Source organism: Bacteroides caccae (assembly GCF_002222615.2).
Taxonomy (GTDB): domain Bacteria; phylum Bacteroidota; class Bacteroidia; order Bacteroidales; family Bacteroidaceae; genus Bacteroides; species Bacteroides caccae.
In genome coordinates, this window is sequence record NZ_CP022412.2 from 2784515 (window position 1) to 2798125 (window position 13611).

Sequence of the window (13611 nt, forward strand, 5' to 3'; positions counted from 1 at the left end):
AAGATGAAAGAATATTTGAAAAAGATTAGTTTGGTGCTTGCTACGTGTACGTTCTTGTTTTCCTGCGATAAATTTCTGGAAGAAAATCCGAAAGATAAGTTGCCCGAAGATGATGTGTATAATTCCATTTCGGAAGTCTATCTCAATGCTGTTGCCTCGCTCTATACTTATGTGGGCGGTTACAGCGACAGCCAGGGATTGCAGGGAACGGGCAGAGGTGTCTATGATCTCAATACTTTCACTACTGATGAAGCTATTATCCCTACGCGCGGTGGCGACTGGTACGACGGTGGCTTTTGGCAGGGATTATTTCTCCATGATTGGGGTATTGAGAATGATGCCATTCAAGCTACATGGGAGTATCTTTATAAAGTCGTAATGCTTAGTAATAAGTCGCTCGAACGAATCGACAAATTCGCAGAAACCCATTCTGATGCGGAACTCCCGGCTTATCGAGCGGAAGTGCGTGCTATGCGTGCGATGTACTACTATTATCTGCTGGATTTGTTTGGCCGTGTGCCTTTGGTGCAGTCTTCTTCTCCTGCGATGAAAGACATCGTTCAAAGCGAGCGGAAGACAGTATTCGAATTTATATTCAAGGAATTACAGGAAGTGGCTCCATTACTTTCGGAGGTACACAGCAATCAGACCGGGCCTTATTATGGGCGTATCACTCGTCCGGTGGTTACTTTCTTGTTGGCAAAACTGGCACTGAATGCCGAAGTTTATACCGATAACGACTGGACGGACAACGAACGTCCCGACGGAAAAAATATCAAGTTCATGGTAGACGGTAATGAACTCAATGCCTGGGAGACGGTCATATACTACTGCGACCAACTGAAAGTTATGAATTATAAACTGGAACCGGAATACGAGACTAACTTCTCTATCTTCAATGAACCGTCCGTAGAGAATATATTCACGATCCCGATGAATAAAACATTGTATACCAATCAGATGCAATACCTTTTTCGTTCCCGTCATTACAACCATGCCAAAGCTTACGGGCTAAGCGGTGAGAATGGTCCCAGTGCAACGATTGAAACACTCGAAACTTTCGGTTATGGGACAGCTGCCCAAGACCCTCGCTTCGACATCTGTTATTTTGCAGGAGAAATGTATGACTTGAAAGGAGACATTATCAAGCTGGACGACGGTACTGTCTTGGTATATCTCCCTTGGGAAGTAGCATTGGATATCACCGACACCCCGTATGAGCAAACGGCAGGTGCCCGTATGAAAAAGTATGAAGTAGACCCCACCGCCACAAAAGACGGAAAATTAATGGAGAATGACATTGTCCTGTTCCGCTACGCGGACGCTTTACTGATGAAGAGCGAAGCTAAAGTACGCAACGGTGCAAACGGAGACGTCGAGTTAAATCAAGTCCGGAGCCGGGTGAAGGCCGCTCGCCGTCCCGCTACTTTGGAGAATATACTTTCCGAACGCCAGCTTGAATTGGCTTGGGAGGGTTGGAGGCGTCAGGACCTTATCCGCTTCGGAATGTTTACTCGTGCATACAACAGCCGTCCTCAATTACCAAACGAGGAAACCGGTTATACTACCGTATTCCCTATTCCCGAGAAAATACGGGTGATGAATACAAAGCTAGTACAGAATCCGGGGTATTGAGTGGGTTTTAAATAACAAACGCTCCATGTGTCACCAGGCATTCATGGAGCGTTTAATTATTAATAGGAAGAAATTTTTATGTAAGTCTTAATCGAAGAAACTTTTGAACTTCTTGAAGATCTTTTCCTTCACTGACGTACTCGGCTTGAAATTATCCGAATCTTCCATTTTTTCAAGCGCACTCTTTTCCTCCTTGTTGAGAGCTTCTGGCACATAGATACTGACATTCACGAGCAAATCCCCTGTTCCGTATCCATTCACGTTCGGCAATCCTTTACCGCGTAGACGAAGTACCTTTCCCGGTTGAGTACCTGAGTCAATCTTTACCTTCACCTTTCCGTCGATGGTCGGGATCTCCACAGCCCCGCCCAAAGCGGCAGTGGGAAAACTCAACAACAAGTTATAAATCAGATCATTCTCGTCACGAATCAAGTCTGGATGCGGTTCTTCTTCTACGAGAATCAGTAAATCTCCCGGCACGCCGTTATGCTTGCCGGCATTTCCTTTGCCACTCATAGAAAGTTGCATGCCTTCTGCCACTCCGGCAGGTATCTGCACTGTCACTACTTCCTCACCGTAAACGATTCCATCGCCACTACACTTCTTACACTTGTTCTTGATGATTTTACCCTCACCGTTACAAGTAGAGCAGGTGGCACGCGTTTGCATCGTCCCTAAAATAGTCTGCTGGTTACGGATCACCGTACCACTACCTTTACAAGTTGGACACGTTTCCGAACCGCCGTCCCCTTCGGCACCACTACCGTGGCACTGGTCACACGGCACATATTTCTTGAGCTTGAACTTTTTCTCCACTCCGGTAGAGATTTCTTTCAACGTCAGTTTCACCTTTACGCGCAGGTCACTTCCGCGATACCGTCGCTGCTGCGAACCTCCTCCGCCGCCGAATCCGCTGAAACCACCGAATCCTCCTCCGCGACCTCCGAAGATGTCACCGAACATGGAGAAAATATCATCCATAGACATACCTTCGCCACCGAAACCGCCGAACGGCCCACCGTTACCTGCCGCACCGCTCACTCCTGCGTGGCCGAACTGGTCGTAACGCGAACGCTTATCCGGGTTACTTAATACATCATACGCCTCGGCCGCTTCCTTGAACTTTTCTTCTGCCTCCTTGTCACCCGGATTCTTGTCGGGGTGATATTGAATCGCTTTCTTGCGGTAGGCTTTTTTAATTTCTTCTACTGTGGCTGTCTTCGTTACCTCCAGTACTTCATAATAGTCTCTTTTCTCTGCCATGCTTTTATTGATTCAAGTTCTTCTTATTCTCCAACTACCACTTTGGCGTGACGGAGTACTTTATCGTTCAATGTATATCCCGTCTGTACGCAATCCAGGATTTTACCTTTCTGTGCTTCCGACGGTGCGGGAATTACGGCGATAGCCTCGTGGTAATCAGTATTCAGCGGTTGGTCTTTCGTTTCGATCACCTTCACACCGTTTTGTGCCAGGGTAGCCATGAATTTATTATAAATCAGTTCGACACCTTCTTTCACAGCTTGGACATCCGTAGCCGTTTCCATCGTTTTGATGGCACGTTCGAAATCATCCACCACCGGAAGAATACTGCTAAGGCTCTTTTCGCCACCGTTCAGGATCAGTTCCGCTTTCTCCTTCATAGTGCGTTTCCGGTAATTGTCGAACTCGGCGGAGAGACGCAAATATTTATCCTTCTGCTCCTCAATGGTCTCCTGAGCCGTCTCCAGTTCCTTTTCCAATTCCTCTTCGTGAGTCATCGGGGCGGCATTTTCCGCTTGTTCGTCCTGCGGTTGTTCTTCCGCGTTATTCAGAGTTTCCTCAACGTTGAGTTCTTCTTCCTTCACTTTTTTTTCTTTAGGGTCCATATCTATTTCTGTTTTTTATTCATAATATCAAAATCACATGCAAAAACTTTGCCAAGTTGGTGTTTTTGCCAAAAAACTCTGCAAAGGTAATACTTTTATGTCAGATTGGCACATACGGGATAGTTCATTATTCATTTTAAATGTCTACCTTTGCACACTCAAATTGAAAAGTGTAAATAGTTAAATAGTAAATAGGTAAGATGATTACAGTTTCAAACGTTTCGGTACAGTTTGGTAAAAGAGTGTTGTTTAATGACGTAAACCTGAAATTTACGAGTGGTAACTGCTATGGTATTATCGGCGCAAACGGTGCGGGAAAATCTACATTCCTCCGTACGATTTACGGAGATTTGGATCCGACTACCGGTTCGATTGTTCTGGGACCGGGCGAGCGCCTCTCCGTGTTGAGTCAAGACCACTTCAAATGGGATGCTTTTACCGTTATGGATACCGTAATGATGGGGCATACCGTGTTGTGGGATATCATGAAACAGCGCGAAGAACTCTATGCTAAAGAAGACTTTACAGACGAAGATGGACTGAAAGTGTCCGAACTGGAAGAACGGTTCGCTGAACTGGACGGCTGGAATGCCGAGAGTGACGCAGCCATGTTGTTGAGCGGTTTGGGAATCAAAGAAGATAAGCACTACACACTGATGGGCGAATTGAGTGGTAAAGAGAAAGTACGTGTCATGCTAGCGCAGGCATTGTACGGAAATCCTGATAACCTCCTTCTCGACGAACCTACCAATGATTTGGATATGGAGACAGTGACATGGCTGGAAGAATATCTTTCCAACTTTGAACATACGGTGCTTGTTGTGAGCCACGACCGTCACTTCCTCGACTCCGTCTGTACGCATACAGTCGATATTGACTATGGAAAGATCAATATGTTTGCCGGTAACTACAGTTTCTGGTACGAATCCAGCCAGTTGGCCCTCCGTCAGCAGCAGAACCAGAAGGCGAAGGCTGAGGAGAAGAAGAAAGAGCTCGAAGAATTTATCCGCCGTTTTAGTGCCAACGTAGCGAAGAGTAAGCAGACCACCAGCCGCAAGAAAATGCTGGAAAAACTGAATGTAGAAGAAATTAAACCTTCTTCACGCAAGTATCCGGGTATTATCTTCACTCCCGAACGCGAGCCGGGCAATCAGATTCTCGAAGTTGCCGGATTGAGCAAGAAGACGGAAGAAGGCGTAGTGCTTTTCAACGATGTCAACTTCAATGTAGAAAAGGGAGACAAAATTGTATTCCTGTCACGCAACCCGCGTGCCATGACTGCACTTTTTGAAATCATCAACGGAAATATAAAACCGGATTCGGGAACCTTCAACTGGGGGGTGACTATCACCACCGCTTACTTGCCTTTGGACAATACCGACTTCTTCAATACGGACCTGAACTTGGTGGACTGGTTGAGCCAGTTTGGCGAAGGAAACGAAGTGTATATGAAGAGTTTTCTCGGGCGTATGCTGTTCTCCGGTGAGGAAGTACTGAAGAAAGTGAGCGTACTTTCCGGAGGTGAAAAAATGCGTTGTATGATTGCCCGTATGCAGCTCAGGGGGGCAAACTGCCTCATTCTGGATACTCCTACCAACCACTTGGATTTGGAATCTATCCAGGCATTCAACAACAACCTGAAAACGTATAGAGGAAACATCCTGTTTTCGTCTCATGACCACGAATTTATTCAGACCGTTGCCAACCGTATCATCGAACTGACGCCGAACGGTATCATTGACAAGATGATGGAATACGACGAATATATCACGTCAGACCACATTAAAGAATTGAGAGCGAAGATGTACGGAGATAAGTAAGACTCCGGACATTACTGATAATAAAAAAGAGAGCGTATCAAGACATTGGTTTTTGATACGCTCTCTTTTTTAGGGATAATTTGTCATTCAAGTAACTTTGGAGCTACTATGAATTAGCATTCGCTATACATAACTTTATTCGTCTGACAGTTGTCAGACGAATAGAATTATGCAACAACAAAGATTGATTTATTAAATACGAGGGGTAGAAATGTGTTAACTCGGACTTAGTTTATAACCGTTGTCTTACTCTGATATAGGGCTATACTCTATATATCAAGGTTATTCCTTTACTTATTTCTTATAAATCAACTTACTCGGCACCCCGTCTCCAAACAGGTTATCGCCCAATGTTGTGATCTTATTTCCCGTAGCCAATACATAGCGGAGATTGTCACATCCCATAAATGCGCCGAACTCGATAGCAGTCACGCTGGCCGGAAGTTCGAGTGTACCGCAAAGACGTCCGCAGTTACTGAATACACGCTGTCCGATCGATTTGAGATTATGAGGTAACTTCATTCTCAATAAATATTTTTTTTGTGAGAAAGTAAAGTCAGGGATAGCTGTTGCGTTTGTTCTGGAAATATCCACTGAAACAAGGTTCGGCATATAGTCGCGGATAAGTTTGAAGTCGGCGTTGTCCAGTTTGCCTTCTATGGTGAGGAAGTTGATGTCTCTGGGTTGCAGACCGGATTTCAGGATTTCTTCTTCCAGTTTGCCCATTGCTCCCACTTGCAAAGTGGTTTCTACCGGTTCTCCCTCTATGAAAGCAAACTTTTCCCACCTATTCTTATAACGGTATTCATCGCTGCTGCCCAGCGGAACGAAAATAGCGGTAATGCTGTCCGCCAATGCCTCCGGCAACAGGTTAGGAGCTGTCTTTTTCCGGATCTGGCAGATTTTCAGGTTCTCGCACCCTTTGAAGGCGGCGTCTTCGATGTTCTTGATTTTCTCGGAGAGAATTATTTTCTCCAGGGTGGCTTTACCTTTAGTCACTCCGTCTACGATGTTCGAGAAAGCGTAAGTAGGGATGAAGTTCGGCATATAAACGCAAAGTTTTCCGTTGGGATAGGTACCGGCTTTCCCGGTGTACATCTTGATGTCTGCATTCGAAATGTCCAATACTTTCAGGTTGGGAAATTCATCACGCAGATGTCTGAAGTCCTCGGCATTTATTTTACCGGTCAAAGTGAGGTGGGTGATACTGTTGGCCTCATCCTCCGTCATCATGGAAATCAGCGTTCCGGGTTTACTTACAAAATAAGTCTTGCTCACTTGGGCGACTGCTCCTAATGCATTGGCAGCCAATATGAAACTAATCAATAGTAGTTTAATTTTCATAATTTTGCAGATTTGTTCAGGCAAATATAGGAAAAATAGGTAAGAGATAGTGTTTTTTTATGTTTTATATCTAATTTTGTAGCCGGATTAACAAATTGTAAAAATGGAGGCAGAAAACATTGTGGATAAAAAAGAACTGAAGGGACTTCCTATATGGGCGTGTATTTTGCTGTTTATAGTGGTGTTTTTTGTGTTTATGTTGTTGTATAGTGCATTGATACAAGGATTCCTTTCATTGGTTCTTGGAGTGGAGGCCCGTCACCCCGGAATAGTGGGGTATATTCTGCAAGAGACGGGTATGCTTTTGACCGCTTTGACTTCTGCTGTTATCATGCTTCGTTTTGAACGGCGTCCGTTCTCAGACTTGGGCTTGTCTGTCAAAGGACATGCGCGAGGATTGTGGTACGGATTGCTGATAGCTGTTCTGTTTTATCTGGTTGGCTTCGGACTGTCTCTGCTTTTGGGAGAAATAGAAGTGACCGGTTTTAAGTTTGAACCGGTGAATTTGCTCGGTTCGTGGGTCTTTTTTCTGTTGGTGGCGTTGTTTGAAGAGATTCTGATGCGCGGCTATATTCTCGGACGACTGCTTCATACACGTATGAATAAATTCCTGTCGTTATTTATATCATCGGCATTGTTTGCCTTGTTACATATCTTCAATCCGGAAATAGATTTCTTGCCTATGCTCAATCTGCTACTTGCTGGCATGCTGCTGGGAGCTTCTTACTTGTATACAAAGAATCTTTGTTTCCCTATCTCCCTTCATCTTTTCTGGAACTGGATTCAGGGACCGGTGTTGGGCTACGAAGTGAGTGGTAACAATTTCATATCTTCTATGCTGACTTTGCATCTGCCCGAGGACAATGTACTGAATGGCGGAGCCTTCGGGTTTGAAGGCTCGCTCATTTGCACAGTACTTATGATTGTATTGACGATTCTGATTGTTTGGTGGGGGGAAAAGAGAGAGGCGATCAGTCTTGCGGTACCCCAATCATGCTAAGTTGGATTCGTTTGCGGTCGGTATCCACATTTATAATCTTGACCATAACTTGCTGGTGAATGGATACGATTTCCGTAGGGTCGGAAATATATCGTTCGGCCAGTTGGGAGAGGTGTACAAGGCCATTCTCCTTGATACCTATATCGACGAAGGCACCGAAATTAGTGATGTTGCCTACAATGCCCGGAAGTATCATTCCTTCGCGCAAGTCGTTGATCGTACGTACGTTCTTATCAAATTCGAATACCTTAATGGTTTTACGAGGGTCACGTCCCGGTTTGTCGAGTTCTTGTAGGATGTCCTGTAAGGTAGGCAGTCCGACGGTGGGAGTGAGATAGTCGGAGATATTGATTTTCTGCCGGAGTTCCTTGTTAGCTATCAGTTCGTCGACGGTACATTTCAGGTCTTTGGCCATTTGCTCTACGATGTGGTAGCTTTCCGGATGTACGGCAGTGTTGTCCAACGGATTTTTGGCTCCGGGGATACGGAGAAAGCCGGCACATTGCTCAAAGGCTTTGGCACCCATGCGTGGGACTTTCATCAGTTCTTTCCGTGAGTTGAAGGCTCCGTTTTCTACACGATAGTTTACGATGTTCTGTGCCAGTTGAGGTCCCAGGCCGGAGATATACGTCAACAAATGGCTACTGGCTGTGTTCAGGTTGACACCAACGAGGTTGACACAGTTTTCTACTGTCTGGTCGAGTGCTTTCTTTAGCTTTGTCTGGTCCACATCGTGTTGGTATTGACCTACGCCGATAGATTTGGGATCGATTTTAACCAGTTCCGCCAATGGGTCCATGAGACGGCGGCCGATAGAGACTGCTCCCCGTACTGTAACGTCATAGTCGGGAAACTCATCGCGAGCGATCTTGGAAGCTGAATAGATAGAAGCTCCTTGTTCACTGACCATGAATACGGGAATTTGGCGGTCAAACGTTTGACGGTTGATAAAGTCTTCCGTCTCGCGGCTGGCCGTTCCGTTGCCGATAGAGATTGCTTCTATCTGGTAGGCTTCTATCATCTTGCGGAGTTTGGAAGCGGCTTCGCCGGGTTTGTTGACCGGGGGATGCGGATAGATATTTTCATTATGTATCAGGTTACCTTGTGCGTCTAGGCAGACTACTTTGCATCCGGTACGGAATCCGGGATCAATTGCGAGCACCCGTTTCTGTCCCAATGGAGCGGTAAGCAGTAGCTGGCGGAGGTTTTCCGTGAACACGCGTATGGCTTCTTCGTCCGCTTTTTCTTTGGATTGGGCGGCAAATTCCGTTTCAATGGAGGGTTTGAGCAGACGTTTGTAGGCATCGGCAGTGGCTTCGCTTACCTGATGGCTGCATTCGTTATTGCCTCGTACGAATTGGCGTTCCAAACGTTCGATACACGTCTCATCATCCGGAGTGATAGAGACTTTCAGCAGTCCTTCCGATTCTGCACGGCGGATAGCCAGCAAACGGTGGGAGGTGCAGCGTTTCAGAGACTCGGAGAAGTCGAAGTAATCCCGGTATTTGGCAGCTTCATCCTCTTTGCCTTTTACTACTTTGGCGATGATCTCCGCCTGTCGTCCGAACTGGTTACGCACTGCGTTGCGGGCATGTTCGTCTTCGTTCACTTGTTCGGCGATGATGTCACGGGCACCTTTTAGGGCATCGTCTATGTCTTTCACGTCACCTTTGACGAAGGAGGAGGCGCGGACGGCAAGATTATTCTCCCGTTGTAGCAAGAGGATTGTGGCAAGCGGTTCGAGTCCTTTTTGGCGGGCGGCTTCCGCACGGGTTTTCCGTTTGGGTTTGTAGGGGAGATAGACATCTTCCAGTTCCGTAGGGTTCCAGGTGTCGTTGATGCGCTTCTCGAGCTCGGCGGTCAGTTTACCTTGTTCGGTGATAGTGCCGAGAATCGTTTCCTTGCGTTTGGCTATGTCGCACAGCTTATCGTGTTGCTCCTTGATCTGCTCTATTTGAACTTCATCCAGTCCACCCGTAGCTTCTTTACGGTAACGGCTGATGAATGGTATAGTGGCACCTTCACCCAAAAGATGAAGGGTGCTGGCGATTTGTCTTTCCGGTATGCCTAATGATCCGGAAATCATCTTGTGAAATAATTCCATAAACAGTTTTTTGAAAATGAATGAGCGACAAAAATACATATAAATCTGTTATACCCGACAAGTTTTGTTATATTTGCATGCAAAATAAAAAAGGTCGCAGATTAAAACAACACAATTATGTCGAGATATGTAGGATACCTGTTCGTCTGTATTCTTTGGCTGTTCGTGCCTATGGGGGCATGGGCTGTCTCTAAAGATAAGAATCCCATTCTGATTATCTGCTCCTATAATCCGGCAGCGCACCAGACTTCGGTCACCATTTCCGATTATATGGAAGAATATGGCAAACTGGGAGGGCAGCGTGACATTATCATTGAAAACATGAACTGCAAAAGTTTCTCGGAAGCTCCGCTCTGGAGTGATATGATGACGCAGATTCTTTCTAAATACCAGGGAGAGAAGCATCCGGGACAAATTATTTTATTGGGTCAGGAAGCATGGGCGGCTTATTTGTCACAAAGGGATTCGATGCAGATAAAAGTGCCGGTCATGTGTAGCCTCGCGAGTAGTAATATCGTAATATTACCGAAGGATACCGTGAAGAATCTTGATAGCTGGATGCCCGAATCCGTAGATATTTTTGTTGACCACATGGATATTCCGGAACTCGAATCGGGCTTTATCAATCAGTATGATATAGAGGGGAATATACGTATGCTCCGGGCGTTTTATCCAAAAACGGAGCATATCGCTTTTATATCGGATAATACGTATGGCGGTGTGACTATGCAGGCATTGGTACGGAAGGAAATGGAAAAGTTCCCCGATTTGGATTTGATTCTTATGGACGGGCGTAAGCATACTATCTACACGATTGTGGAGGAGTTGAGACATTTGCCGGAAAATACGGTTATTATGGTGGGGACTTGGCGTGTGGATATGAATGAGGGGTATTTCATGCGGAATGCCACTTATGCCATGATGGAGGCGACTCCCGCTATTCCGGCTTTTACACCTTCTTCGGTGAGCTTGGGGTCTTGGGCAATTGGCGGCGTGCTTCCTGACTATCGGAAAGTGGGAAAGGAAATGGCACAGGAATCTGTACGAATGGATAGTCAGCCGGGAGATACGGCGAAACATCTTTCCGTGATTGGTTGTAAGGCTGTATTGGATAGCCGAAAGGTGAAGGAATGGGGATTGAATCCGAAAGTCTTGCCTTTTGATGTGCAGCTTATTAATCAGCCGGTTTCTTTCTATCAGCAGTATACGTATCAGATTTGGTCCGCTTGTGCGCTGTTTGTGATATTGGTGCTCGGATTATGTATTTCGCTGTTTTATTATTTCCGCACGAAACGTTTGAGGGATGAATTGTTGAAATCGGAGAAGGATCTGCGTGTAGCGAAGGATAGGGCGGAAGAATCGAATCGTCTGAAAAGTGCTTTTCTAGCTAATATGAGCCATGAGATACGAACGCCGTTGAATTCTATTGTCGGCTTTTCGGATGTACTGGCGGTAGGCGGCAGCACAGAGGAGGAACAACAGTCCTATTATCAGATTATTAAGACGAACTCAGATTTGTTACTTCGCCTGATTAACGATATTCTTGATCTTTCACGTCTGGAGGCGAACCGGGTGACGCTGACTTGGGAGGAGTGTGATGTGGTGCAGTTATGCAACCAGGTGGTGGCTTCTGTCAGTTTCTCGCGACGGTCGGATAATCAGTTTCTATTCAATACATCTTTCGAGAGTTTCCGAATGGAGACGGACGTGCAGCGTATGCAGCAGGTGATTATCAATTTGATGTCCAATGCCGATAAGTTTACAAAACAGGGAAAGATAACATTGGATTTTTCGGTGAATGAGGAGACGCAAATGGCTGTCTTTTCGGTGACGGACACGGGATGCGGTATTCCGAAGGAGAAACAGGCGTTGGTGTTCGAGCGTTTTGAAAAACTGAATGAATATGCGCAGGGGACAGGTTTGGGACTGTCTATCTGTAAATTGATTGTGTATAAATGGAAAGGAGAGATATGGATTGATCCTGATTACACAGGAGGGGCACGGTTTGTTTTCTCTCACCCGCTAAATATAGAAAAAGAATGAAACGATTTACATTGATTTATGTTTGGCTTCTTTTCCTCGTGCTGTCCGTTGTGGCGCAGGAAAAAGTGGTGAAGCTGAAGATTGTACAAACAAGTGATGTGCACGGCAACTATTATCCTTATAACTTTATAACCCGTCAGGAATGGAAAGGCAGCTTGGCGCGAATCTATTCTTTTGTACAGAAAGAGCGCCGGGAGTATAAAGAGAATCTTATTTTACTCGATAATGGTGATATCTTGCAGGGACAACCTACAGCTTATTACTATAATTATATAGATACGGTATCTCCTCATCTTTGTGCGGAGATGATGAACTATATGAAATATGATGCCGGCAATATGGGTAATCATGATGTGGAAACCGGACGCAGTGTGTTCGACCGTTGGATCGGGACTTGTGATTTCCCTATATTGGGAGCGAACATCATAGATACGTCTACCGGAGAAACGTATCTGCCACCGTACAAGGTACTGAGGCGTGACGGTGTGAAAATAGTTATCTTGGGAATGATTACCCCGGCTATTCCTGCATGGCTTTCCGAAAATTTGTGGAAGGGATTGCATTTTGACGATATGGAGGAGACGGCTCGTAAATGGATGAAGATTATTCGTGAAAAAGAGAATCCGGACTTAGTGATTGGCTTGTTCCATGCGGGGCAGGAAGCGTTTAAAATGTCCGGCAAATATAATGAGAACGCATCTCTGAATGTGGCGAAGAATGTACCGGGATTTGATATGGTATTAATGGGGCATGATCATGCCCGTGAATGTAAGAAGGTGGTGAATATTGTCGGAGATTCGGTCTTGATTATTGACCCAGCCAGCAACGGGGTGGTGCTCTCTAATGTGGATGTCACTCTGAAATTGAAAGACGGGAAATTGGTGGATAAAGATATCAGGGGGAGACTTACTGAAACGAAAGATTATGGAGTCAGCGAGGACTTTATGAAACATTTCGCTTCTCAGTATGAGACCGTGAAGAGGTTTGTATCCAAAAAGATAGGTACATTTACTGAAAGTATCTCTACTCATCCTTCTTTCTTCGGGCCTTCTGCTTTCATTGATTTGATACATACGTTGCAGCTTGATATTACGGGGGCGGATGTTTCTTTCGCTGCTCCGCTTTCATTTGATGCGGAAATAAAGGAAGGGGATGTATCTGTCAGTGATATGTTCAACCTGTATAAGTACGAGAATATGCTTTACGTGATGACATTGTCGGGAAAAGAAATTAAAGATTTTTTGGAAATGTCTTATTATATGTGGACAAATCGGATGAAATCGCCGGACGATCATTTGCTCTGGTTCAAGGAGAAGCGTCGCGAAGGTGCGGAGGACAGGGCCTCTTTCCAGAATTACAGTTTTAACTTTGATTCGGCATCAGGCATTATTTATACGGTGGATGTCACCAAACCACAAGGAGAGAAGGTGACGATTGCCAGTATGGCCGATGGCTCTCCTTTCCTTATGAACAAGGTATATAAGGTGGCTCTGAACTCTTATCGCGGTAACGGTGGTGGCGAGTTACTGACTAAAGGCTCCGGGATTCCACAGGAGAAATTGAAAGACCGTATTATTTTCTCTACGGACAAGGACCTTCGCTTCTATCTGATGAATTATATCGAGAAGAAAGGGATAATGGACCCGAAGGCGTTGAACCAGTGGAAATTTATTCCTGAAGAGTGGACAGTCCCTGCCGCCAAACATGATTATGAGTATTTATTCGGGGTGGTCAATAAGTAACTAATTTTGTTCATTTTGTCAGATAATCTTTTTGTTTGGTTGTATATCTGATTAA

Annotated in this window: 9 protein-coding genes; 5 read left to right on the forward strand and 4 right to left on the reverse strand. The window is 45.4% G+C overall.

Annotation, left to right across the window (positions count from 1 at the left end):
* The first annotated feature begins 3 nt into the window (after positions 1–3).
* A complete protein-coding gene (locus tag CGC64_RS11200) occupies positions 4–1635 on the forward strand; it encodes a RagB/SusD family nutrient uptake outer membrane protein (protein ID WP_005676445.1) in 1632 nt (543 codons plus the stop codon).
* Positions 1636–1722: 87 nt separating this feature from the next.
* Here the strand turns inward: CGC64_RS11200 and dnaJ are convergent, their stop codons facing one another.
* Both dnaJ and CGC64_RS11210 read right to left on the reverse strand, forming a co-directional pair.
* On the reverse strand, positions 1723–2898 hold the full coding sequence (gene dnaJ / locus CGC64_RS11205; RefSeq protein ID WP_005676444.1) for a molecular chaperone DnaJ: 1176 nt from the start codon (positions 2896–2898) through the stop codon (positions 1723–1725).
* Between the two features lie 23 nt (positions 2899–2921).
* A complete protein-coding gene (locus CGC64_RS11210; RefSeq protein WP_005676442.1) occupies positions 2922–3503 on the reverse strand; it encodes a nucleotide exchange factor GrpE in 582 nt (193 codons plus the stop codon).
* Positions 3504–3703: 200 nt separating this feature from the next.
* On the opposite strand from CGC64_RS11210, the gene CGC64_RS11215 reads away from it, so the two are divergent.
* On the forward strand, positions 3704–5323 hold the full coding sequence (locus CGC64_RS11215; RefSeq protein WP_005676441.1) for an ABC-F family ATP-binding cassette domain-containing protein: 1620 nt from the start codon (positions 3704–3706) through the stop codon (positions 5321–5323).
* A gap of 294 nt (positions 5324–5617) precedes the next feature.
* Here the strand turns inward: CGC64_RS11215 and CGC64_RS11220 are convergent, their stop codons facing one another.
* Complete coding sequence (locus tag CGC64_RS11220; protein WP_005676440.1) at positions 5618–6667, reverse strand: leucine-rich repeat protein; 1050 nt, start codon at positions 6665–6667, stop codon at positions 5618–5620.
* Between the two features lie 103 nt (positions 6668–6770).
* Between CGC64_RS11220 and CGC64_RS11225 the strand changes: the two genes are divergently transcribed.
* Positions 6771–7667 carry a CPBP family intramembrane glutamic endopeptidase gene (locus tag CGC64_RS11225; protein WP_005676439.1) on the forward strand — a complete coding sequence of 299 codons (897 nt, stop codon included), beginning with the start codon at positions 6771–6773 and terminating at the stop codon, positions 7665–7667.
* On the opposite strand, the gene CGC64_RS11230 is transcribed toward CGC64_RS11225, so the two are convergent.
* Complete coding sequence (locus CGC64_RS11230; RefSeq protein ID WP_005676438.1) at positions 7639–9771, reverse strand: Tex family protein; 2133 nt, start codon at positions 9769–9771, stop codon at positions 7639–7641. The two genes, CGC64_RS11225 and CGC64_RS11230, sit on opposite strands and share 29 nt — an antisense overlap.
* Before the next feature lie 117 nt (positions 9772–9888).
* On the opposite strand from CGC64_RS11230, the gene CGC64_RS11235 reads away from it, so the two are divergent.
* Together CGC64_RS11235 and CGC64_RS11240 are read left to right on the forward strand one after the other, a co-directional pair.
* Positions 9889–11814: a sensor histidine kinase gene (locus CGC64_RS11235; protein ID WP_032854987.1), complete on the forward strand. Its 1926-nt coding sequence runs from the start codon at positions 9889–9891 to the stop codon at positions 11812–11814.
* Positions 11811–13556, forward strand: a complete 1746-nt coding sequence (locus CGC64_RS11240) for a bifunctional metallophosphatase/5'-nucleotidase (protein ID WP_005676436.1) — start codon at positions 11811–11813, stop codon at positions 13554–13556. Before CGC64_RS11235 ends, CGC64_RS11240 begins: the two co-directional genes overlap by 4 nt.
* Positions 13557–13611 lie beyond the last annotated feature (55 nt).